The sequence below is a fragment of the Neptuniibacter sp. SY11_33 genome (assembly GCF_047778025.1).
In the GTDB taxonomy this organism is placed as follows: domain Bacteria; phylum Pseudomonadota; class Gammaproteobacteria; order Pseudomonadales; family Balneatricaceae; genus Neptuniibacter.
In genome coordinates this window covers 245,896-268,757 of the sequence record NZ_CP180543.1, presented here as the reverse complement: position 1 = coordinate 268,757, position 22,862 = coordinate 245,896, and the positions used below count along the sequence as shown (strand labels likewise).

20 protein-coding genes, 2 tRNA genes and 1 other RNA gene are annotated in these 22,862 nt (G+C 45.5%); 14 read left to right on the top strand and 9 right to left on the bottom strand.

What is annotated here, in order from left to right; translation table 11 throughout:
- Positions 1-26: 26 nt before the first annotated feature.
- Complete coding sequence (gene glnE, locus ACMXYV_RS01185) at positions 27-2,927, top strand: bifunctional [glutamate--ammonia ligase]-adenylyl-L-tyrosine phosphorylase/[glutamate--ammonia-ligase] adenylyltransferase (protein ID WP_415889952.1); 2,901 nt, start codon at positions 27-29, stop codon at positions 2,925-2,927.
- A 77-nt stretch (positions 2,928-3,004) separates the two neighbouring features.
- On the opposite strand, the gene ACMXYV_RS01180 is transcribed toward glnE, so the two are convergent.
- Positions 3,005-4,003 (bottom strand): branched-chain amino acid aminotransferase, encoded by a 999-nt coding sequence (locus tag ACMXYV_RS01180; protein ID WP_415889951.1) that lies wholly within the window; start codon positions 4,001-4,003, stop codon positions 3,005-3,007.
- 361 nt (positions 4,004-4,364) lie between these two features.
- Here ACMXYV_RS01180 and waaF point away from each other — a divergent pair, with 361 nt between their 5' ends.
- The 3 genes from waaF to ACMXYV_RS01165 all read left to right on the top strand — a co-directional run bounded on the left by waaF (position 4,365) and on the right by ACMXYV_RS01165 (position 9,642).
- Positions 4,365-5,390 carry a lipopolysaccharide heptosyltransferase II gene (gene waaF, locus ACMXYV_RS01175; protein ID WP_415889950.1) on the top strand — a complete coding sequence of 342 codons (1,026 nt, stop codon included), beginning with the start codon at positions 4,365-4,367 and terminating at the stop codon, positions 5,388-5,390.
- Positions 5,387-6,391 (top strand): lipopolysaccharide heptosyltransferase RfaC, encoded by a 1,005-nt coding sequence (rfaC, locus tag ACMXYV_RS01170; protein ID WP_415889949.1) that lies wholly within the window; start codon positions 5,387-5,389, stop codon positions 6,389-6,391. The genes waaF and rfaC overlap by 4 nt, the downstream gene beginning before the upstream one ends.
- Positions 6,392-6,588: 197 nt before the next feature.
- Positions 6,589-9,642 carry an EAL domain-containing protein gene (locus tag ACMXYV_RS01165; RefSeq protein WP_415889948.1) on the top strand — a complete coding sequence of 1,018 codons (3,054 nt, stop codon included), beginning with the start codon at positions 6,589-6,591 and terminating at the stop codon, positions 9,640-9,642.
- 35 nt (positions 9,643-9,677) lie between these two features.
- On the opposite strand, the gene ACMXYV_RS01160 is transcribed toward ACMXYV_RS01165, so the two are convergent.
- Both ACMXYV_RS01160 and ACMXYV_RS01155 read right to left on the bottom strand, forming a co-directional pair.
- Positions 9,678-9,753, bottom strand: a tRNA-Thr gene (locus ACMXYV_RS01160).
- Between the two features lie 123 nt (positions 9,754-9,876).
- Positions 9,877-10,260 (bottom strand): hypothetical protein, encoded by a 384-nt coding sequence (locus ACMXYV_RS01155; RefSeq protein WP_415889947.1) that lies wholly within the window; start codon positions 10,258-10,260, stop codon positions 9,877-9,879.
- A 135-nt stretch (positions 10,261-10,395) separates the two neighbouring features.
- On the opposite strand from ACMXYV_RS01155, the gene ACMXYV_RS01150 reads away from it, so the two are divergent.
- The 5 genes from ACMXYV_RS01150 to ACMXYV_RS01130 all read left to right on the top strand — a co-directional run bounded on the left by ACMXYV_RS01150 (position 10,396) and on the right by ACMXYV_RS01130 (position 15,314).
- Positions 10,396-10,905, top strand: coding sequence for a hypothetical protein (locus ACMXYV_RS01150; RefSeq protein ID WP_415889946.1), 510 nt, complete (start codon positions 10,396-10,398; stop codon positions 10,903-10,905).
- 149 nt (positions 10,906-11,054) lie between these two features.
- Positions 11,055-12,068 (top strand): zinc-dependent alcohol dehydrogenase family protein, encoded by a 1,014-nt coding sequence (locus ACMXYV_RS01145; RefSeq protein ID WP_415889945.1) that lies wholly within the window; start codon positions 11,055-11,057, stop codon positions 12,066-12,068.
- A 129-nt stretch (positions 12,069-12,197) separates the two neighbouring features.
- Entirely contained in the window at positions 12,198-12,545 is a 348-nt protein-coding gene (locus ACMXYV_RS01140; RefSeq protein WP_415889944.1) for a response regulator transcription factor, read from the top strand.
- Between the two features lie 5 nt (positions 12,546-12,550).
- Complete coding sequence (locus ACMXYV_RS01135) at positions 12,551-13,159, top strand: hypothetical protein (RefSeq protein WP_415889943.1); 609 nt, start codon at positions 12,551-12,553, stop codon at positions 13,157-13,159.
- Positions 13,160-13,175: 16 nt separating this feature from the next.
- A complete protein-coding gene (locus ACMXYV_RS01130; protein WP_415889942.1) occupies positions 13,176-15,314 on the top strand; it encodes a putative bifunctional diguanylate cyclase/phosphodiesterase in 2,139 nt (712 codons plus the stop codon).
- 8 nt (positions 15,315-15,322) lie between these two features.
- On the opposite strand, the gene ACMXYV_RS01125 is transcribed toward ACMXYV_RS01130, so the two are convergent.
- On the bottom strand, positions 15,323-16,282 hold the full coding sequence (locus tag ACMXYV_RS01125) for a GlxA family transcriptional regulator (protein WP_415889941.1): 960 nt from the start codon (positions 16,280-16,282) through the stop codon (positions 15,323-15,325).
- Between the two features lie 50 nt (positions 16,283-16,332).
- Between ACMXYV_RS01125 and ACMXYV_RS01120 the strand changes: the two genes are divergently transcribed.
- The 3 genes from ACMXYV_RS01120 to ACMXYV_RS01110 all read left to right on the top strand — a co-directional run bounded on the left by ACMXYV_RS01120 (position 16,333) and on the right by ACMXYV_RS01110 (position 18,224).
- On the top strand, positions 16,333-17,004 hold the full coding sequence (locus ACMXYV_RS01120; RefSeq protein WP_415889940.1) for a cysteine hydrolase family protein: 672 nt from the start codon (positions 16,333-16,335) through the stop codon (positions 17,002-17,004).
- A 128-nt stretch (positions 17,005-17,132) separates the two neighbouring features.
- A complete protein-coding gene (locus ACMXYV_RS01115) occupies positions 17,133-17,504 on the top strand; it encodes a thiol-disulfide oxidoreductase DCC family protein (protein WP_415889939.1) in 372 nt (123 codons plus the stop codon).
- Positions 17,505-17,636: 132 nt separating this feature from the next.
- Positions 17,637-18,224 carry a TetR/AcrR family transcriptional regulator gene (locus ACMXYV_RS01110; protein ID WP_415889938.1) on the top strand — a complete coding sequence of 196 codons (588 nt, stop codon included), beginning with the start codon at positions 17,637-17,639 and terminating at the stop codon, positions 18,222-18,224.
- A gap of 3 nt (positions 18,225-18,227) precedes the next feature.
- Here the strand turns inward: ACMXYV_RS01110 and ACMXYV_RS01105 are convergent, their stop codons facing one another.
- Positions 18,228-19,535 (bottom strand): ABC1 kinase family protein, encoded by a 1,308-nt coding sequence (locus ACMXYV_RS01105; protein WP_415889937.1) that lies wholly within the window; start codon positions 19,533-19,535, stop codon positions 18,228-18,230.
- Positions 19,536-19,791: 256 nt separating this feature from the next.
- The gene (locus ACMXYV_RS01100; protein ID WP_415889936.1) at positions 19,792-20,151 is read right to left on the bottom strand and encodes a hypothetical protein; all 360 of its coding nucleotides are present in this window, start codon (positions 20,149-20,151) and stop codon (positions 19,792-19,794) included.
- Between the two features lie 265 nt (positions 20,152-20,416).
- On the opposite strand from ACMXYV_RS01100, the gene ACMXYV_RS01095 reads away from it, so the two are divergent.
- Complete coding sequence (locus ACMXYV_RS01095; protein WP_415889935.1) at positions 20,417-21,568, top strand: PQQ-dependent sugar dehydrogenase; 1,152 nt, start codon at positions 20,417-20,419, stop codon at positions 21,566-21,568.
- On the opposite strand, the gene ACMXYV_RS01090 is transcribed toward ACMXYV_RS01095, so the two are convergent.
- The 3 genes from ACMXYV_RS01090 to ACMXYV_RS01080 all read right to left on the bottom strand — a co-directional run bounded on the left by ACMXYV_RS01090 (position 21,563) and on the right by ACMXYV_RS01080 (position 22,110).
- Positions 21,563-21,682, bottom strand: a non-coding RNA gene (locus ACMXYV_RS01090) — RtT sRNA. The genes ACMXYV_RS01095 and ACMXYV_RS01090 overlap by 6 nt on opposite strands.
- 50 nt (positions 21,683-21,732) lie before the next feature.
- A tRNA-Arg gene (locus tag ACMXYV_RS01085) sits at positions 21,733-21,809 on the bottom strand.
- A 55-nt stretch (positions 21,810-21,864) separates the two neighbouring features.
- Entirely contained in the window at positions 21,865-22,110 is a 246-nt protein-coding gene (locus ACMXYV_RS01080) for a hypothetical protein (RefSeq protein ID WP_415889934.1), read from the bottom strand.
- A 327-nt stretch (positions 22,111-22,437) separates the two neighbouring features.
- On the opposite strand from ACMXYV_RS01080, the gene ACMXYV_RS01075 reads away from it, so the two are divergent.
- Entirely contained in the window at positions 22,438-22,857 is a 420-nt protein-coding gene (locus ACMXYV_RS01075; RefSeq protein WP_415889933.1) for a c-type cytochrome, read from the top strand.
- Positions 22,858-22,862: the final 5 nt, after the last annotated feature.

The window sequence follows — 22,862 nt, the reverse complement described above, 5'->3', positions numbered from 1 at the left end:
TCCATATTTCAGGAGACATAAGCCTTATGCTCAAACCGCACATGGATTTACTGCCAGAAGCACTTCAACCAGTACTCACCAAAAACTGGGAACCCCTTGAAGAGACTCTGACAACACTGAGCAATACCCCTGAGAGTTTCAGTCAGGACTTAAGCCGAGTTCTGACCGGCAGTAACTTCGTGGCGGAGCAACTCGAGCGTCACCCAGAGATGTTGAGTTCGCTCCTTGAAAGCGGTGATCTATACAGCACCTATTCAGAGGAGCAGTATCACAACACGCTAAAAGAGACATTTAGCTCCCTAGAAACCGAAGAACAGCTTCACAAAGCGATCCGTTGTTTCCGCCAGCGTGAACAGGTTCGCCTAATATGGCGTGACCTAACCCGTGCCAGCGATATGCGTACAACCACCCGCGAACTGTCTTGGTTGGCTGATGCCTGTGTCGAACAAACCATGAACTGGCTGTATGACCAAGCTTGCGAACGTTGGGGTACACCAACCGGCCGACACAGCCGCAAGCCGCAACGCATGGTTGTACTGGGCATGGGTAAGCTAGGGGCAAACGAGCTAAATTTATCCTCCGATATCGATCTGATCTACGTTTATCCCGAAAACGGTGAAACCGAAGGCAGCAAAAAGTGCCTCGACAATCAGGACTTCTTTATCCGCCTAGGCAAAAAGCTTATTCAGGCATTGGATAACAGCACCATCGACGGCTTTGTATTCCGTGTCGATATGCGCCTACGCCCATTCGGCTCAGCCGGCCCCTTGGCGATCAGCTTCGATGCTATGGAAGGTTATTACCAAGAGCATGGTCGTGAGTGGGAACGCTACGCCATGATCAAAGCCCGCGTAATGGCGGGTGATAAAGAAGCGGGAGATGAGCTAATGCAAATTCTCCGCCCATTCGTGTACCGTAAATATATCGACTTCAGTGCTTTTGATTCTCTACGTGAGATGAAAGAGATGATCAGCCGCGAAGTCCGTCGCAAAGGCCTTAATAACAACGTAAAACTTGGCTCGGGTGGTATCCGCGAAGTTGAGTTCATTGCGCAGGTCTTCCAACTGCTTCGTGGTGGTCGAGATACACGCCTGCAGCAACGCGAATTATGTAATATTTTACCGATTCTGCCAGACATCGTAGGCATGCCGGAACAAGCCTCTCAGGAGCTGATGGCGGCTTATGAATTTCTCCGTAACGCCGAGCATGCCATCCAAGCGGTAGCTGACAAACAAACTCAAGAACTTCCAATCGACGAAGTAGAGCAATGCCGCTTAGCATTTAGCATGGGCTTTAACGATTGGGAAAGTTTTACAGCTGAATTAGAAAGTCATCGCGAAAAGGTACGCATCCACTTTGCCGACCTGATTGCGCCTTGTGAAGAAGCTGAACCAGAAGAGGATTCTGCATGCGACGATACTTGGCTATCTCTGTGGAATGACGATCTCGAAGATCAACAGGCGACTGACCTGCTTGAAGAACAAGGCTTCGACGACCCTAAAGAGGCATGGCACAAGATCAACACTTTGCGCGAATCACGCACCGTGCAAATGCTACAACTCATTGCAAAAGAGCGTTTATTAGCCGTACTGCCTATCTTGCTACGTGAAATCGCCGCGACTGAAAATTCGACAGAAACTTTAGGTCGTGTACTCACGCTGATCCAAGCGATCTTAAGGCGTTCCGCTTATCTAGTGTTATTGGCTGAAAACCCAACCGCGCTACAGCAGATGGTTAAACTCTGCTCAGCATCTAGCTGGTTCTCAGAAAAACTCGCGAAGCAGCCAATTCTATTGGATGAATTGATCGACCCTAGCAGCCTATATTCGCCACCAGATAAAGCACAGCTAAACAGCGAACTGCGCCAACAGCTGCTCCGTATTCCAGAAGAGGATACAGAGCAGTTAATGGACACTCTACGTTACTTCAAAAACGCCCATTCTTTGAAAGTAGCAGCATCTGAGATCACCGGTGCTCTTCCGCTCATGAAAGTAAGCGATTACTTAACTTGGACAGCAGAAGTTATCTTAGAAGCGGTGGTCGATATCGCTTGGAAGTTGATGACCGAAAAGCACGGTGCTCCTCTGAAATCAGCTGGTGTACCCTGCAACCCAGACTTTATCGTTCTTGGTTACGGTAAAATGGGCGGGATCGAGCTTTCCTATGGCTCGGATCTAGACCTAGTCTTTATCCACGATTCTGACGCAAACCTGTTTACGGATGGGGAGAAACAGATCGCTAACTCTGTCTTCTTTACACGCTTAGGTCAGAAGATCATCCACATCCTCAATACGTTTACCACCTCAGGTCAGTTGTACGAAGTGGACATGCGTCTGCGTCCATCTGGTAACTCTGGCTTATTGGTAAGCTCTCTCAAAGCCTTCTCCGACTATCAGCATAAAGAAGCGTGGACTTGGGAACATCAGGCCCTTGTTCGTGCACGCGTGGTTGCCGGTGACGCTGCCCTCAAAGATAAGTTTGAAGAGGTTCGAGCTGAGATTCTTAAACTGCCAAGAGAAGATAAAAAGTTACTGGAAGAAGTATCTGAGATGCGCGAGAAGATGCGTGATCATCTCGGTAGCAAAGGCAACGATGAAGAGAACCCTGTGTTCCACCTGAAACATGACCGTGGCGGCATTGTTGATATTGAATTTATCGTTCAATACTTGGTTTTACGCAATGCAGGCAAATGCCCTTCTCTTTATGAGTTCACCGACAATATTCGTATTTTAGATGCTGCCGAAAAGATCGAGTTAATCAGCCAAGATACCGCTGAAACCCTGCGAGAAGCTTATAAAGCTTATCGTGCAGCAGGGCACCGCCAAACTTTGCAGGATCGCTCCACTACTATCTCTGGTGCTGAGATGACCGAGATGCGAAATGCAGTCGCTAATATCTGGCAAGAGATTATGTCAGGGGAACGCTAAGCTTTCTCTTGTTAACGAAAAAGGGCAGTACCCGCGAAGGTACTGCCCTTTTTTTATAAAACTTTTTTGAGAGGCTTTTAAACGTCGGTTAACCAACCGTGTTTATCTTCTGCCTTGCCCCATTGGATATCGTTTAGAGCCTTACGCAAACGCAAAGTCGTCTCACCAATACCACCGTTACCAACGCTGTATTCTTTATCGTTATAAACCATAGTACCTACTGGTGCCAATACTGCAGCAGTACCAGAAAGAGCAGCTTCACAACCTGGCTTAGCAATACGCTCAAGCATCTCTTCTACCGAGATACTACGTTCAGATACTTTAAGACCTAAATCACGCGCAATCGTCAGAACAGAATCACGTGTTACACCGTGTAGGAAGCTTTCATCCAGATCACGCGTGATGACTTCATCACCATCAATCAGCAGGAAGTTAGCTGCGCCAGTTTCCTGAATATCACCGTCTGGACAGAACAAAACCTGATCAACATTGTGCTCAGCTTTGGCCTTCATCGTTGGTAGTAATGCACTCGCGTAGTTACCACCACTCTTGATCATGCCATTGTGAGGCGCACAACGTAGGCCATTATCTTCTACTAGCAAACGCAACGCGCGATCGCCGCCTGCAAAGTAATCACCTACAGGCGAAAGCAGTACATAAAAACAAGCCGTTTCAGACGGTGCAGCTGCTTTACCAATCGCAGGTTCAGTACCAAACAACGTTGGACGGATATACATAGAACCCGGAGGTGCTGGAACTTCATCAGCAAAGCGCTTCACTGTATCCAGAATCATCTGAGTTACAAATTCCTCATCCAATTCTGGAAGAGCCAATAGACGCGCACTTTGCGCCATACGCGATACGTTACGATCAATACGGAAAACCTTGATCGAACCATCTTCGTGACGGAATGCTTTTAGACCTTCAAAACAAGTTGAAGAGTAATGCAGCACATGCGCACCGGGGTGCAAGTTGATGCTGTCACTAGGGACCATTTCGACCGCACTCCAGCTGGAACCGTCAAACCAAGAGATTGACATTTCAGGCATAAAAACGGAGCCGAATGCAGTTGCCATGAGACCTTCCTTCTAATTATTTTGATGCGTTACTGTTTTTCCCTTCGATACTCTCGACACAGAGGCAAACAGAGATGATATGTACAAATTAAGGGCTGATATTCTAATCCTGATAACAGAAAATTGGAATTCCCTGAGCCCTTCTACAGCGCATCTTGCGGAATTAAAGTGCCAATAAACCCTATAAGAATTGAAATTGGGCGTTTTTCTCCAATTCTTGTATGATTCTCACCTTATCAAATACCGGTTTTATCGGGCTGTCTAAGCACGATAACGGGCTATTTTTGATCGCAGTCTAAAAGCAATTAGAGCAGAAGGTTCACTCTCCTATGTCGTTCACGCAGCAAATGGATAACAGCTAATGAAAACGCTTATCATCGGCCCATCTTGGGTAGGCGACATGTTAATGAGCCAATCTCTGTACCAGCACCTAAAACAGAAGAACCCAGATATTGAGATCGACGTGTTAGCACCCAATTGGTGTCGACCTGTTTTAGCGCGCATGCCAGAGGTCAATAAAGCGATCAAGATGCCGGTGGGACATGGCAGCCTGCAATGGGGTCTGCGCAAACAGATTGGTCAGGAGCTCGCTCAAAACGGCTATGAGCAAGCACTCGTGCTTCCTAACTCTTTAAAATCTGCATTAATCCCATGGTTTGCCAAAATCCCAAAAAGAACTGGCTGGCGTGGTGAGATGCGTTATGGCTTGCTGACCGATCTTAGGCCACTGGATAAAGAAGCCTATCCATTGATGGTTCAGCGCTATCTTGGCCTAGCAGAAGCACCGGGGACACCAGCCATGCCGATGGAACAGATCCCTTACCCGCAACTGACAGTGGATAGCGCCGAGTATGAAGCGGCTCTAACTCAGTTCAAACTAAACCCTGATAAAGCGATCGCGTTTTGCCCAGGTGCCGAGTTTGGTCCAGCTAAACGCTGGCCCGATTATCACTATGCTGCACTAGCGAAGCTATTAATTGCTGATGGCTACCAGATCTGGCTATTTGGCTCCGAAAAAGACAAGCCGGTATGCCAACAAATTCAAGACCAGCTTACGATTGAAGAACAACAGCGCTGCAGCAACTTAGCCGGCGTTACCACGCTTCCTCAAGCTATCGATCTGATCGCACATTGCCAAGCGGCAGTGAGTAATGATTCTGGATTGATGCATATTGCTGCAGCCGTCAATGTGCCGCTTGTTGCACTATACGGCCCTACCAGCCCTGGATTTACACCACCGCTATCCGATAAAGCGGAGATCATTAGGCTGATCGAAGGCTACCAAAAAATTAGAAAAGGTGATGCCGACCAAGGCTATCATCAGAGTATGATCGATATCACACCTGAGCTTGCTTATAAGGCAACCATCGATGGATTAAACCGATGAAGAAGGTTCTTGTTGTTAAAACTTCATCCATGGGCGATATCATCCATACCTTGCCTGCACTCACAGACGCGGCTCGCGCAATTCCGGGCGTGCAGTTTGATTGGGTTGTAGAAGAAAATTTTACCGAAGTACCTTCATGGCACCCATCAGTTAATCGGGTTATCCCGGTTGCCATTCGTCGCTGGCGCAAGAATATCTGGAGCACGCTAAAAAGCGGTGAGTGGTCCGAATACAAACAACTACTGCAAACAGAACAGTACGATGCAATTATTGACGCCCAAGGCTTACTCAAAAGTGCCGTGTTGGTTACACGCTTAGCAAATGGGCCCTCATTCGGCTTAGATAAAGACTCTGCCAAAGAGCCATTAGCTGCACGATTTTACGACACCTCAGTTTCGGTTCCGAAACAGCAACATGCCGTTGAGCGCGTTCGCCAATTGTTTGCCCAAGCGCTTGGGTACAATCTCTCAGATGAGCGTGGTGATTTTAATATTCGTCAGCACTTCTTAAAGCAAACGCATCACGAAGAACCCTATCTGGTCTTTCAACACAGCACGACTCGCTTTGATAAGCATTGGCCTGAAACTTACTGGCAAGCATTGATCAAACTCGCAGGTGATGCCGGCTGGAAGATCAAACTGCCCTGGGGCTCAGAACCAGAGCAACAACGAGCACAAAGGCTCGCTGAAGCACATGAAAGTGCGGAGGTGTTGCCACGTCTGCCCTTAGCTGAAATTGCTACTATTCTCACGGGAGCAAGCGCTTGTGTTTCTGTAGACACCGGTCTATCCCACTTGGCTGCGGCCTTAGATACACCCAATGTCATTCTATTTGGCCCAACCGATCCAGGCTTGGTGGGTGGCTATGGAAAAGACCAATCTTGCCTACAAGCCAGTGAGTGCCCGCCAACTCAGAACAATGTAGAACCGGCTATTTTCGCGCCTCTAACTCCCGAGATCGTTTGGGACGCATTATCCAGCAAAATATCCTTACCTAGTTAATAAGTCGATAAAAGGGCATCAGAGTATTTGCCTATCAGGCAAATAGTTCTAGGATAAAATGGAAGGTTTTATCCTAGATAAACTTAAAAGCGCTCACATGGAACGGGATAAGCATTAGCTAGTACAGCAACGACTGCATAAACCTAATTTGTCGAACATTCGCTTTGTTCGGCTTTGTTGTATTAAGAAGGTTTACTTTGGCAACCGATCACTCTGAAAACGTCCACATCAATAAGCCCATCCGCGGCTTACTTGCGCTCGTAGTTTTACCGCTGTTTTTGATCGCTATTGGCGGCATTGGGATCTATTTAAATCTAGCGAGCAAAAGCGAAACGGAAGCACGTAATCACAGCCAAAACATCACTAAGCTTTTAGCAAGCCAAGCCGATGCTTTTATCCGCAATCGAACCCATGCGGTGGCATTGATGGCCGGTGAGCAGCAAATCATCCAATACTTACTTAAACCGGATGAAAACTATTCTAGGATTAATAACAAATTAAAACGCTACTGCCGCACATTGCAGGCATCTATCTGCTACATCATGGACAAAAATGGAGTAACCCAAGCAGATAACCGCCCAACGGACACTACCCTAGTAGGGAAAAACTATGCTTTCCGTCCCTATTTCCAACAAGCTATCCAAGGCCTTCCAACTGTCCATTTAGCCTTGGGCGTCACGACAAAAAAACGTGGTCTCTATTTCAGCCACCCAATCATGTCAGATGCTGACACCCCCATCGGTGTCGCGATAATCAAATTTTTACCTGACCAAATTGAAGAGCGTTTCCATCGCTTACCTGGCAGTGCTTCGCTGATCGACCCAAATGGCGTTGTATTTGCTGCCAGCAATGAAAATTGGCTGTACAAAACCCTGTTCCCCCTTTCATCAGTGCAACAAAAACGGGTCGCTGCCTCTCGTCAGTTTGGGGATTCGATACCTGAACATCTGGGATTCAGCCGAAAAATAGATAGCTCTGTCATTAAGAAAGGCGATCAGCTTTTTATCTATGAAAGCGCACCCTTAGAAGAGTTACCGGGTTGGCAAATATCATTTCTTTTAGAGCCAGAACAATTTCAAACCGCAGAGCAGATAACCCATCATCAAATCGCTTTATCTTTGATCGGGGCAATGTTCTTTTTAACCTTAGTAGCCATCAAACTTCTCTATCGGCAACTTCAGCAAAGCTTAGGATCAACTCAGCGCTATCAAGAAGAACTAGAGCAAAGTGAACAGCGCCTACAACGCTTTGAAGAGGTTACATCTGAGGCTATTTTCATCCACAATGCGCAAGGCATCGTCGACCTTAATAAAAGAGCAGAAGATCTGTTCGGTTATAGCTATCAGGACTTCATTCAACTGGAGCCCCAAACACTGTTCACCCCTGACAGTTTGCCTATAGCACTAGAACATGCCCGAACTAAGTCGGAACAACCCTATCAAGCTGCCATTATTACAAAACAACATGAAGAGATTCCCGTTGTTATTACGGGGCGAACTGTGTTGTGGCACGGCGAGAAAGCGAGGGTAGCCTCTTTCCGCGATATCAGAAAACGCGTTGAAACTCAGAAAAAACTTTCCGCAAGTGAAGACCGCTTCCGTCAACTTTCAGATCTTGTTGCCGAAGGCCTGCTGATCTACAGCAACCACAAAATTATCGATGTAAATCAGGCCCTATGCCGTATTTTTGCAACCGATAGAGAAACCCTCATTTCCTCTTCTCTGAATGCTCTGTTTAATGAGGATATATCCGAGGAAATTTTAGAACTGGAGCAGCAACATAAATCTGCATTTGAAATCACTCTGCAACGAGGCGACGGTTCTACCTTCCCAGCCGAAATTTCATCAGCCAGTATGCAGTTTGATGATGGCCTTTTTAACATCGTTGCGATACGCGACATTAGCCGCCAAAAAGAGCAAGAAGAGCATATTCTCTATCAAGCTCAATACGACCTACTCACCAATATACCTAATCGCGTATTAGCGCGGGATCGTGCCGAACAAGCAATTAAGAAAATGCGCCGAGAAGGCCGAAAACTAGCCCTAATGTTTATCGATTTAGACGACTTTAAAAAGGTTAATGACAGTCTAGGCCATGATATTGGTGATCAATTGCTACAACAAGCGGTGGAACGTTTCCAAAGCTGTTTGGCCGATAATCACACTCTCGCACGACATGGCGGGGATGAATTCATCATTATTCTGGAGGATTTAGATAAACCAGAGCAGGCGGAACTCACAGCAGAGCTAATTTTAGAGAAATTCGCACAACCTTTCTTTATCCAAAGCAAACAGCTCATCGTCACTGCCAGTATTGGTATAGCAATATTCCCAGATGATGCTGAAGATTATAGAGCGCTGCTACGTGCCGCTGATATCGGCATGTACAAAGCCAAAAAAGACGGTCGTAATCGATTCCATTATTACACCCAAGAGATGAATGACGTCGCGGTTCGTCAATTAGAACTCGATAACTGTTTACGTGCAGCCATCGCCAACGATGAACTCAGCTTGGCATTTCAACCACTTATATGTGGCTTGAACAACGACCCTAAAATTGTCGGTGCAGAAGCACTTTTACGTTGGAATTCTTCTAAACTTGGCGACGTATCGCCAGCCGAATTTGTACCATTAACCGAACAAACAGGGCTAATAATTCCAATTGGCCGCTGGGTATTAAAACAGGCCTGTAAACAAGCTCAACGTTGGATCGAGCAGGGACATGCTGATTTCGCAATCTCTGTTAACGTTTCACCGAGGCAGTTTAAGGGCAATGACTTTATAAAGGACATAAACCAAGCGCTCGAATACAGTGGCCTTAAACCTGAGCACCTCAAACTAGAAGTAACAGAAGGGTTGATTATTGAAGCGTCTTCAAAACTAGATAACACCCTGCAATCTATTTCTGATATGGGCATTCAGATCTCGATGGATGACTTTGGTACCGGCTATTCATCTCTAAACTATCTGCAACGATTCCCGTTCGATAACCTCAAAATCGATCGTGCTTTTATCCGAGAGCTCGTCACAAATCCTGAATCACAGATCTTAGTCTCAGCGACTATAGCAATGGCCCATCAGCTTGGCCTTAGTGTTACTGCAGAAGGGATTGAAACGGTAGAACAGAAAGAATATCTACACGAGCTACGTTGTGATTTCTTACAAGGTTATTTGCTTGGCAAACCAGTCGCAGCAGACATGTTTAGTAAAGCACTAGAGAAGGAGAAGAAAAAACAAACCAACTCAGATTGAGATGATATTAAGAAAAAACTAGGAAAGGTAGAAAGTGGTGCCGGCACCAAGAGTCGAACTCGGGACCTACTGATTACAAGTCAGTTGCTCTACCAACTGAGCTATACCGGCACATCTCAGAAGAGGACGCGAATAATATGCAGTTATCCGACACGAATCAAGTCTATTTTTAAATTTATTTTCAAAGCGATTATTTATCATACAAAACAGAGGTTAAATCGGTTCTCGTCCGCTTTAATCTTCTAAGTTACTCAACCAATCGTGCCCTTGTTTTTCTGTGAGAAAGAACTCGAATTCGATGTCATGCTGAAAACAGATCGCTTTGAGCATTCTCAAATCATCCTCATTCGAGTGTGCCAAATCGATATAGGCAATTTTTAAGTGAGTCCAGTCATTATTCACAAACTGATCCACCACATCGTAAGCTTCCATCACCGGTATAGACCCACATATATGAGATAGGTAGAGCACCTTTTTCTGCTTCAAAGATTGTGCCGTTTCAGCTATGACCGCCCACACATCTAGTGCGTCCCGCACTGCATGTTCGGGTTTGCGGCTACCAGAGATCTCCACACGGATATATTTGCCAGTATTTTCTATCTGATACTGATAGGCCATATCACACATTTGTAATCAGTTATTAACCTCTTAATTATAGACAGAGATATTCAGTGCTAAGGGCGTAAAGCGTTTTAGTTCGAATCCTTTAAAATCGACCAGATACCAAACTATTTTCAACTAGAGGGATTAACATTGAGATTCGTAGCTTACTTAATGATCTTAAGCGCTTCAGGCAGCGCCCTAGCTGAATCTACCAGCTGTATCGAAAAGTTTGAGCTCTATGCAAAAGCCCAAACCACATGGCAACATGAAAGCACCAAGCGTGCTGTGCAGCTTTTACCAGAGCATGCCGAGCGCATAAACCATTATCGAGACACACAACTGCTTTCGATTGAACGCCGTGTTCTTGCGGTGAAATTAGCGTTAAAACATACCCCGGACAAAGTACAAACTTGGGGCAGTATCAACAACTGGATAGACCTCTCCCCAGAACTAGAAGCGGAACTCGCTCAATACGATCCAAACCTCAGCACGCTGTCGCAAATGCATAAAAAGATGACGACACAACCTGAAATAGAGGTCGATAACAATTTCCATCGCACCTTCCAACAAACAGCATTAAGCGATGATGCCTTTCGCCAACTGATGGATAATTTCAATCTCCGCTCACGCGATATCAATAGTATGAGCTGCGAGAAATAGAACCTATTAGGGGGCGACTCTGCCTCCTACCCTTATCTACCTCCTAAATCTTAAAGTAGTCACTACTTTAGAGCCATTTTTCACTTTAGCGGTTGCCCCTTCCTGATCTGAGTGCCACTCTTTCCTACAACATTTAGGGGAGAATATTAATGCGTGCGTACCAAGTAGATTCCACCGAAGGCATCAAAGCGATCAAACAAATCGAAACTGAAACGCCTACACCTAAGGGTAAAGAGATTCTGGTTAGGATGAAGGCCTGCTCTTTGAACTACAGGGACACACTGATCACTTTAGGTGGCTACGTGCGTAATGATGTACGCCCGATCATCCCTCTATCTGACGGTGCTGGAGAAGTGGTTAGCGTAGGCGATGAGGTTACTCAATTTAAAGCGGGTGATAGAGTTATCGGTAACTTCTTCCAACACTGGGTCGATGGCAATATCGATGACAAAGGCCTTAATTCAGCACTAGGCGGTGCTATTGATGGCGTGTTAGCTGACTACTTTATTCTGCAAGAAGATTGCACAGTCAAAATACCTAATCACCTTTCTTATAGCGAAGCTGCAACTCTCCCCTGTGCAGCAACAACAGCATGGCATGCTCTAGTTCACGTCGGCAGTATTAAAGCGGGTGACACAATCCTTCTCTTGGGCACAGGCGGTGTATCGATCTTTGGTTTACAACTCGCAAAAGCCAAAGGAGCAACAGTGATAATCACATCATCGAGTGATGAAAAACTAGCACGAGCTAAAGCATTAGGCGCCGACCATACAATCAACTACAAAACATCACCCGATTGGGAAGAGGAAGTACTTAAACTCACCAATGGTCAAGGCGTTGATAACGTCTTGGAAGTGGGTGGCGCTGGTACCTTTGAAAAATCGGTAGCCTCAGCCAAAGTGAATGGTACGGTCTCCGTCATCGGCATTCTGAGCGGCTTGGAAAACCCAACGATCAGCTTAATGACCATATTCAATCTACTACGAATTCAAGGTATTTATGTAGGTAGTACCTCGATGTTAACGCAGCTGACCGAGTTTATGACGGAGCAAAACCTAACCCCAGTTATTGATAAAACATTCTCGTTCAGCGATGCCCAAGAGGCTTATGAATACATGGCGTTAGCGAAACATTTTGGCAAGGTTGTCATTGAAGCAAACTAAATAGATCACTGCAGGAATATGAATTTATTGAAATACACATGGAAGTATATTCCTGCTCTACATATACTCTATTTAAAACAGTTAGTTATTTCTCTGAAGAACCATAATAAATAAGATCAAGAGGGTAGTATGAAAGTCCTGATCGTAGATGACAGTGTCTTCATTTGTAAGACCGTTGCCAGAATCGTGGAAAAAGAACATCCAGATTGGGAATACAAAATTGCAAACTGTGCAGATGATGCGATTGCCCTACTCGAAAACGAGCCATTTGATTACTTCACCGTTGATTTCAACATGCCCGAAAAAGATGGCACCCATGTCATCAAAGCGGCGAAGCTTAAGTACCCTGACGCCAAGATAGCGCTACTGACTGCAAATAAACAACAAGCCATTGTTGATAAAGCAGCAGCGCTTGGTATCCACTTTATCCCTAAACCTGATTTCACTGCTGACCTAATTAAGTTTATTGGAGAGTAATCTGTATGACCCAACTAACAGAGATGCAGGTCGACTACATTCAAGAGATGTTCAATACGGGGTTAGGCGATGCAGCTGTTGAGTTAAGCGAATTAGTCAACGAAGAAGTTCTGATATCGGTTCCGAAGTTTGATCTACTCACACGCGACGAGCTAATCAAGCAATTAGGCATAGCCCCTGAAGCCGAAGTAACCACCGTGACGGTTGGGCTTGCAGGCGACCTTGGTGGTAATGGCATGCTGATCTTCCCAACAGGTCGAAGCCTTGACTTAGTTCGCTCGATTGTTGGGGAAACAACCTCTGCTGACGGTCTCACTGAACTTGAAGCTGAAGTACTTACTGAAGTCGCTAGTATTATTCTCAACCAGATCATCTCCACCATTGCTTCATTGCTATCAGTTAATGTCAGAACAGAACTACCTGTTAGCGATCAAGAAACACTGAAAAGTGCTTTATATCGAGATGCTGAAGCTGAAACTGTGATGTTTGTAGGAATGAGCTTCGCGGTGCAAGAGCTTAATCTTCGCGGGGATATCCTCTTCTTGCAGACCAATGAGATGGTCGAGAAATTTATTGCCGAAGTTGCTCGAGTACTGGAGGAGCTAGGGTTTTAATTCTCTGGAGTGCGCTTTGACCAATTCAACGCTAGCAGAATTAGCTTTTTACGAATGTGAAGTAGGCACCATTTTATTGGATGCTTCGCAGAACGTTATTTTGTGGAACCGCTGGATCGAAAAAGCGACCGGAATTGAATCCACCCAAGCAACAGGTAAGCCCTTACCTGAGATTTTTTCCGAACAACAGCTTTCCCCGAGACTTCTTAGGTCAATCGATAAAGCGATCGACTTAGGGCACTCAGCACTGCTATCACAAAAGCTGCACAAACATCCCTTCCCTTTCTATAAAAACGCACTTGATATGGAAAATGAGGAGCGGATGTTACAGATGGTGTATATCAAACCTCTAGATATAGAGAATGGTGCACGCCATTGCCTGATCCAAATTTTTGATGTCACCGAAACAGCCAATCGTGAAGCGGCCTTAAAAGAGCTAGCTCGCGAAGCACAAGCCTCAGCTGAGCAACTGCGTACTCGAGAAGAAGAACTCCGATCTATTTTCGAAAGTACCAGCGACTGCGTGCTTACGCTTGATAGCAGTGGTCAGATTCAACAGTTTAATACCCATTGCTGCCGCTTCTTTAAATTCCGTTCAAATAAATTTTCGAAGAAAAATATCAATGAACTGTTGGTAGAACTGCGAAAGAATCGGACAGAAGAAGAATCGATGTCGGATCTACATAGCTGGTCAAGAAGGCATGAGCCAGTCGAACTGACCGCTATCGATTCTGAAGGAGTACCAACCCAAGTTGATGTCTCCGTCAGTTCGCTGGGAACATCTGATTACGTACTAGTCATTCGAGACATTACCGAGCGAAAAAAAGCTGAAGCGATGCTAGAACAGCTAGCGCAATATGACTCGCTCACAGGCTTAGCTAACCGTGCACTTTTACAAGATCGACTAAACCATGCGATAAATCGCAGTCATCGTAAAATAGAAAAGTTAGCCATCCTATTTCTCGACCTAGATCGCTTTAAAGTGATCAACGACTCCCTTGGTCACTCTATTGGTGATCAGTTGCTGCAAGCCGTTGCAAAAAGACTGTCTTACTGTGTTCGCAAAACAGACACCGTTGCTAGACTCGGTGGCGACGAATTCGTCATCATCTTAGAGAATATCGGCACTGAAGTGAGTGCTAATGCAATTGCCGAAAAGATCACCTCCAGCCTGAAAGAGCCTTTTAATATTGGCCGTCATGAATTGTATATCACGGGCAGCATAGGGATCGCTATTTACCCTGATTCGGGCGTCGATGCGGATACGCTGATTCGTAATGCCGATACAGCTATGTACAAGGTAAAAGATGAAGGTCGTAACGGTTTTATCACTTACATTAGCGATATGAACCAAAAAGCCCAATACCTCCTAGAATTGGATGCTGATCTTCGTTATGCCCTCAAAAAACAACAATTTTCTCTCTATTTCCAGCCATTACTCGATCTAGAACAGAAGCGAATCGCTGGTGCTGAAGCGCTAATACGCTGGAAACACCCGATTAAGGGCTTTATCTCTCCGGCCGATTTTATTCCTGTAGCCGAAGACAGCGGTATAATTTGGGACTTAGGAGATTGGGTACTGGGCGAAGCATGCCGGTTTGCAAAATCGATGCAAAGACAGCTAGATGGATTTACCGTAGCGGTTAACATTTCCCCGCATCAATTTAAAAACCCAACGTTGCTAGACACCGTTCTAAAACACGTAGCTGATCATAAAATAGAGCCTTACAATCTCGAATTAGAGCTGACCGAAGGCTTATTGATGGAGCAAACGGAAGATACTATCCGTCTGCTTAACAACTTCTCAGATCGCGGATTTAAAATATCCATTGATGACTTTGGTACTGGCTACTCATCTTTAGCCTACCTACGTAAGTTTTCACTGGATACCTTAAAAATCGACCAATCGTTTGTCGCTGACCTTCCAGACGATTTAGATGCAATGAGTATCTCAAACGCCATCATCCAACTAGCTCACAGTTTACGCTTAAAAGTGATTGCCGAAGGTGTAGAAACACCCGAACAACTTGCATTCCTGAAAGGCAAAGGCTGTGAGTACCTGCAGGGCTACCATATTGCCAAGCCAATGCCTGCTGAAGAGTTTTACGCTTGGTTGAAAGACTTTTCGGCAGAAGGGTTTATCCAATCGTCATAAAAAGTCGCTTATTTTACAAAGCGACTTTTAAACTCTTTAGGCGTTTGCCCAGTGATTTTGGTAAAGGTTTTTCTAAAAGCGCTTAAATCCTCGTAACCTACATCCAATGCAACCTTTTCAAATGGCATTCGATTCATCTCGATCAATTCACAGGCCTTTTTAATACGTAAGTTTTGCAAATATTGAGAAGGCTTCAGTCCAGTCGCTTTCACAAACCGTCGTAAGAAAGTGCGTTCAGTTAAATGAGTTAACTGAGCCAAATGTTTGATCACAACCGTCTGACTATAATTGCGATGCAATTCATGTTGCGCTTTAACAATCACCTCATCACCGTGATCAAGACGGGGGGTAAACGTCTGATAAAAACGCTGTTCTCTAGGAGCCGTATCAACAATTAGGTATTTGCCTAACTGCCGCATAATCTGAGAATTCGTAAACTGCGCCACCAGCTCCAAACCAAGATCGACCCAGCTCATTAAGCCACCGGCAGTAATAATATCGCTATCGTTAATTAACAACTTTTGGCTATCGAGAACAACCTCAGGGAAACGGCTAGCAAAATCATCAGCTAAGGCCCAATGCGTCGTCGCTTTACGCCCTGCCAATAGACCTGTTTTAGCAAGCACGAATGCGCCAGCACATACTGAACAGATGATAGCGCCCTGCTTATGCTGCCATTTCAGCCAACTCAGAAGGCCACTCTCTGGCGCTAAGTAATAACTATCTTCTAAACAAGGCGGCAGAATAATCACCTGCAAAGGCTTCATCTGATCAAGCTCTGCAGCTTCTAACTTCTGGCTATCACATATCTGAGTTTTAAAAACAAATTCAAGACCGTTTTGCTGACAGATCGAATTAGCTAAGTAGAACTGTTCTGCAATTCCTTGAACGGAGGACAATAACGCCCCTGGGTAATGAACAATCCCTATTTCGACTGTGCCTGTCATTACTGTTGACGCCTTTGTCATTTTCGACACCTTTTATGCCAGTTTCGCCTCCAGTATAGAAAGAAAAGCCAATGAATAATATGACTAACTATCTGGCGACCGATCTGCCGGTATCTAAATTAAGTGATGGAGAACAGACGATGAGCGAGCAACCAACGATCCGAGATTTAGCAGGCTTAAGCAATGAAGCAAGCCCTATCAGCCAATCTGCTTTGATTATTATTGATGCCCAAAACACCTATTGCGAAGGCGTAATGAAATTAGAAGGAGTCGAAGCTGCTCTCAAAGACTGTAAAACCTTACTGGAACGATTTAGAGCGGCTGGCCGTCCCATTTACCATATCCAACATGATGCTGGAGCAGGCACACCGTACGATGTAAACAGCCCGATTGGGCAGATCGCTGATATCGTTGCGCCTATCTCAGGCGAAGACGTTATCACCAAAAATTATCCAAGCTCTTTTGTAGAAACCGAGCTGGATAACTCCCTTAAAGAGAAAGGAATCGACAACCTAATCATTTGTGGATTCATGTCGCACATGTGTGTGAATTCAACTGCACGAGGCGCGTTTTCACTTGGTTACAACCCAACCGTTGTCGCTTCTGCAACCGCAACTCGTGCGTTGCCATCGACGACCTCTAACGAAATCATCCCAGCAGAGCAGATTCATGCAGCTGCCTTAGCTGCTCTATCCGATCTTCCTTCTGCTGTTGTGGCATCCATCGCCGATGTACCTGATTAACACTTAATAATAAAAAGGGAGATAGTTCGTCCGCTATCTCCTCGATAAAAAATACGGTTATCCTTAATATCCTTTTCAACAGATTTGGCCCAAACTTTAGGTACTCCTCTTTAACGAGACGGAAAGCCATGTCTGATAGCCAAAACAAAATCACTGTTTTTTATGACGGCTCCTGCCCTCGCTGCATCCAAGATCGCAAAAACTACGAGAGCAAAGATCCGAATGCTTCAGAAATGGTCGAATGGTTTGATATCACTAACCAAGACAAAGAACTGCTTGAACTAGGCATAGAGCCACATAAAGCCTTAACTGAACTACATATTCGAGACACTGATGGGACCATCTACTCAGAGTTGGATGCCTATCGAATCCTGATGCAAAGAGTACCCAGCTATCGGCTCATTGGCTGGTTTATAAGCCTGCCACTAATCAGACCTCTAAGCAGCAAGTTGTATCATTGGTTGGTGACACGTCGTTTAAGGAAAGCTGGGTGCTTATAAAAATCCAACAACCTAATCCCGCCTCCCCCCTCCTTTTAGCATCAAATTGCTGCCCTATACTGTTTAACATGCCCCTTAAACGTACTCGGTTCGAAGTTAGATAACTCGTCCTTGTTAAACGAAGCGTAAATTATGAATGATGCCCAACCTAATCCAGAGAGTTTGGACGCCCAATCCATTCTCAACACGGCGTTAGCTTTAGCGCAACAGCAGGGAAACTGGTACGACCTCAGTTTGGTCGATATCGCGGTGCATTGTGACACTTCAATCAGCGAGATTTATAAACACTTCGCCGATACCAATTCGATTGCCGATTTCTGGTTTTCACAGGCTCTAAAAACCATGCTATCAGTAGATAGAGATGAGATTCTTGGCTTACCTTTTACTTCACGTTTGGACCAGATTATTTGGCGCTGGTTTGAAGCACTGGCTCCCTATCACGCGGTAACCACTCAGATGCTTAAAGCAAAGTTACACCCACCGCATATGCACCACTGGGTGCCCATGATTTTTGATCTCTCACGCTTAATCCAACTATGGCTTGATATGGCGGAGTTAAATGCTAGCGGGCGACGCCGTCAAATTCAGGAAATAGCACTTACAGGGATTTTTTTAGTGACGTTGAGCGCTTGGTGCCGCGATCAGAGCCCGCAACAAACTCAAGCACATTCAAAGCTTTTAAGATTATTAGAAAAAGCGGAGAGATCCGGACAATTCTAATGATTAGGCGAGATAAGGCTTGATCAAGTTGGCGATATCCACCTGCGCGCGTAAACGTGCACAAAGTAGGTAAGTGCCCGCGAACTTCCGATGCAAAAACAATACATCCGTCGGCGGTAGATGCATATAGCGCTGACGGACACGTAAGGAGATCGCCTGATTTGCTACCCGCTTAGAGAGATCTGAACGGCCAAAATCGAAGCATCCCTCTTGTCGTAGAGGTTCAGCAACCATACGAATCATTTCGCACAAACCTTGCCGATAAGCAGGATCCTCATCCGTCCTGAGATAGCCCAACGCTAACGCATAAGTTTCGATAGCAGGAAGGTCATCATCCCGCGCAGCCGTCATCAATAGCCTTAGCAGTTCGGTAAACTCAGTCGGATAACGCCTAGTCGCTCCAAAATCCAACAAGCCGATACACTCTTTATCAACTTGATATCGATAATTCGCGAAATTGGCATCGGTCTGGACCAATTGCCATTCGAAGACTTCTTTTAACATCAGAGACAACATGCGGGTGGCGGTCTGATTACGCACCTGACTCGATTCACCAGCCAGTGATTCTATAGGCACACCCGCCACAAACGACATTGAGAGCACTTCCCGGCTACTGCGTGAACTATCCACTATAGGCAACGTGAAGTTAGGATCACTTCCGAGACAACGGCTATATTCAGCAATACTGGCGGCCTCAGCGTTATAATCAGCTTCTTGATGCAGTTGCCGTTTCGCCTCATCTAAAAGTGGGTCAAGGTCATACCCTTTTGGCACCAACCGTAACAATTTGAACAACGTAGAGACATTATTTACATCGTTATCAATGCTGTCGCGCACTCCAGGATACTGAATTTTTATCGCAAGGTGCTGGCCTTGCTTAGTTTTAGCCTCGTGCACTTGCCCGATAGAGGCCGCCGCTAGCGGTGTCAAAGAGAAGCGCTCGAACTCATCTTCCCAGCCTCTTCCCCATGTGTTCTCCAATACATCAGCCACTTGCCCTTGTGGCATGGTATAAGCGCTCTCGCGCAGGGTCGCTAAAACATCGGTAAGTTCAGGTGGAAGATAGTCGCCAGTCTCCATAGATAACAACTGGCCAACCTTCATGGCCGCGCCGCGCATCTCCGATAATTTATCCGTCAGCTGCCTAGCATTTTCAGGAGTTAGTAGCAGATCCATAGCTTTAACTCTCTTACCTGCTAGCAATTGGCTCGCCCCTTCAGAGATCATCTCACCTGCGATTCCACCAGCAAGGCGGCCCAACTTGAGTAAACGGCCTGCACGACTTGATGGAACCGGTTTATCTCTAGCCACAGTGACTTTCCTTTAGGTTATTGCCAGTAAGGTTGAACTCTGGATTCAGTATAGGAAAGAGATTAAATGCGGGTTATAGGAGCGAATTAGGATAGCCAGCATTTGAATAATGCTCGAACAGAGTACTTTGAATAATAGAAAACGGTCAGACCGATAGAAGAAACCTAGCTCGATTTCTCCTATCGATGAATATAGCGCTGTGAATCTTGCGGCCTATGCTTAGCGGTGATAGTAAGAGCTGAGAAATTAGACTCTCTTACTCACAAGGGAAAGCACGTTGCAGACCCCATAATAAAACATACTCAAGATCGGTTTCCTTCCAGAAAGGGCTATTTCTGGAGCCATCCATCATACGGTATTGCAGTTCCTTTTCGAAAATAGAGACCGCATGATCTGGGCCCAAATCTACCTTTTCTGGCTGACAGTACAGAGGGGATTGGTTCAAGCCTTCAAGGTTAACATTTGCTGCCGTATAGGCATTCAAGGAGGCAGCTAGGTAGGTATCAGTCTTATCACTCTGTCTGTAGTTATCCGCTTTCTGCCAATCGGCCTTAGCTTGAAACGATGTAATTAGTGCAAGTCCCACAAGCAGTGCGGAGATCTGTTTCACGCTCATCTTTTTATTGTCCCTTTTATTGTTAAGCCCATTTTTACCTGCAAAAGGTATCAGTTTGTTAAGTGAGTAGCGAGCTTAACGTTTTGAAAGCAAAGTGCTATTTCGAATCTAAACACCAATAAACAGCAGAACCTATAGATGAGAAAACAGTTATCCCGCTCACTTTTGATTTAAACTAATCTTAATGATCTGATCTCTAAAAGCATGACGTACGAATTTAAATTATTCATCACCAGCCAATAGCGTATTCAATGAGGCCATTTCGATGAGAACGTTTAACTTACCTAAACAACCTATTCTTGGTGTAATTTTTACAGCTATAGCAGGACTGTCTTTATCACTCTCCGTTTCAGCAGCAACCAACTTAACTACAAAGATCATAGCTCAAGGTATCGACTACCCTTGGGGCATGACATGGATAAGTGATCATGAATTGCTGATCACCGAAAAAGAGGTTGGTGGTTGGATTGTCGATACAAACACAGGTAAGAAACAGAAAGTGACCGGCTGGCCTGAGGATATTAACCCTGATGGTCAGGGCGGACTATTAGACGTACTCAGTGACCCTCTTTTTGCAAGCAACCGAAAGCTATATATCAGTTTCAGCCACCAAGACAGATCGAAAGGATCGACCACTCGCGTAGCCTCCGCAGAACTCAGCCCAGACCTCGAATTAGTCAAATGGACTGTATTATTCACAGCCCTCCCATACAGCGGTAAAGTCCACCACTATGGTTCACGTCTCGCATTAGCAGATGAAAACCTATATATCAGCGTGGGTGATAGAGGCCAGCGCCACCGCTCTCAGGATCTGTCTGATCACGCGGGAAAAATCCATCGCATCAACAAAGATGGCAGCATCCCAAAAGACAATCCATTCATAGGCATGACCAACAAATCAGGCAAGCCTATCCCAGAAAGTATTTACAGTTATGGCCATAGAAATCCACAAGGAATGTTTATCGATGCACAAAGCAATATCTGGATCCATGAACACGGACCTAGGGGCGGTGACGAACTCAATCTAGTCCAGAAAGGGAAAAACTACGGCTGGCCGATCATTACTTACGGCAAGGAATACTGGGGCCCGTCAATTGGTGAAGGCACACACAAACAAGGGATGCAGCAGCCGGAATATTATTACGTTCCCTCGATTGCTCCCTCAGGTTTGGTGCGCTATGAAGCAGACCTATTCAAAGAGTGGCAAGGCGATTTCCTGATCGGCGCGTTAAAAGGCAGTCATCTTAATCGACTTACTAAAGGCTCCGCTACTTCAAAAACGAATCAAAAATTCGAAGAGCACCGTTATTTGGAAGACTTAGATGTTCGCATTCGGGATATCGAAGTTGATAAAGAAGGGGCTATATATATTTTGACTGATGAAAGGGATGGGAAGTTGATTAGGGTGACGAAATAGAAAAAAACGGGATTATTCGCTAGCGCTCACCCTTCGGGCCGTCGCTACGCTCCGTTGTCTCGCTTCGCTCGGCTCGAACCCATCGGGGGATCTCACCCTCCAGGCGAATGAGCATCTACCTAGAAACGGTACGAGGTTGAAATTCTGGAGATATTTGTAAAAAGTGGCGCGCCTGGAGGGATTCGAACCCCCGACCAACAGGATCGGAACCTGCTACTCTATCCAGCTGAGCTACAGGCGCACTCAAGAAGGTTTGCGGGCAGTATTCTACCCATGCCTATATGATTCGCCAAGTATTATTCGAAAGTAACGTCTGATGGTTCAGGTCGGTACAAGGTTTTGATTTCGGTTTCTAAATCACCTTGTAGTAGAACTTCCCACTCTTGGGTCTTTTCTGTGTAAGCAAGGAATGCATTACAGTTACTGCAACGGTAAATGCGTTGATTGGGGATAGCGCTCAGAAGGTTGAAGCTTTCCATCTCTTCCGGCTTTGCGTCTGCTTGAATGCAAGCGCAAGTTTCAGACATTCCATTGCTGGACATTTCAGGTTTCCTAACCAAGAGTTTAGACCTTAGTATAAACAAGATTTCCTTAAATGCATGTTTTTAAGTTGATCTATCTCCTGTAGATGCCTGTTTTTCGCCCTTTTTATAGAGAATGATCAAAATATTTACTCAAATCGGGCCGATAAGTGCTTCCACTGCCAAAGCCCCATTTCAGTTGTGATTATTTATCGCTATAATCCGCAGCCGGTGAAACTTTGAGCAGTCGTGTCTGAATATCCGCCCCTGAGCACCTCTTGAGGCCGGGCATCCTGACAGGCCACGCTGCCCATATAACAATTTATGGTTGATTGAGAGGTCGTGACTGTGAAAAAAATCACTTCAGCTTTAGTTGCTTTAGGTCTAGGTGTTGCTCTTAGCGCATCTGTACAAGCTACTTCTAACGATGAAGCAGTAATTGAACGAATCAAGGCAGTTGGTTCTGTTTGTATCGAAGGCGATGACACTTGTGGTGGCGCGCCTGCAGCAGCACCTGCGGGTGGTGCAGCTCGTTCTGCTGAAGAAGTATACACAGCTAAATGTGCAGGTTGCCACGCAACTGGCGCTGCTGGTGCCCCAATGTACGGTTCTTCTGACTGGGCTGACCGTGCAGGCAAAGGCATGGAAACTCTTCTAGCGAACGCTATCAACGGTATCAACGCAATGCCACCACGTGGTCTATGCGCTGACTGTTCTGATGAAGAGATCCAAGGTGCGATTCAGCACATGCTAGACAGCGCTAAGTAATCACT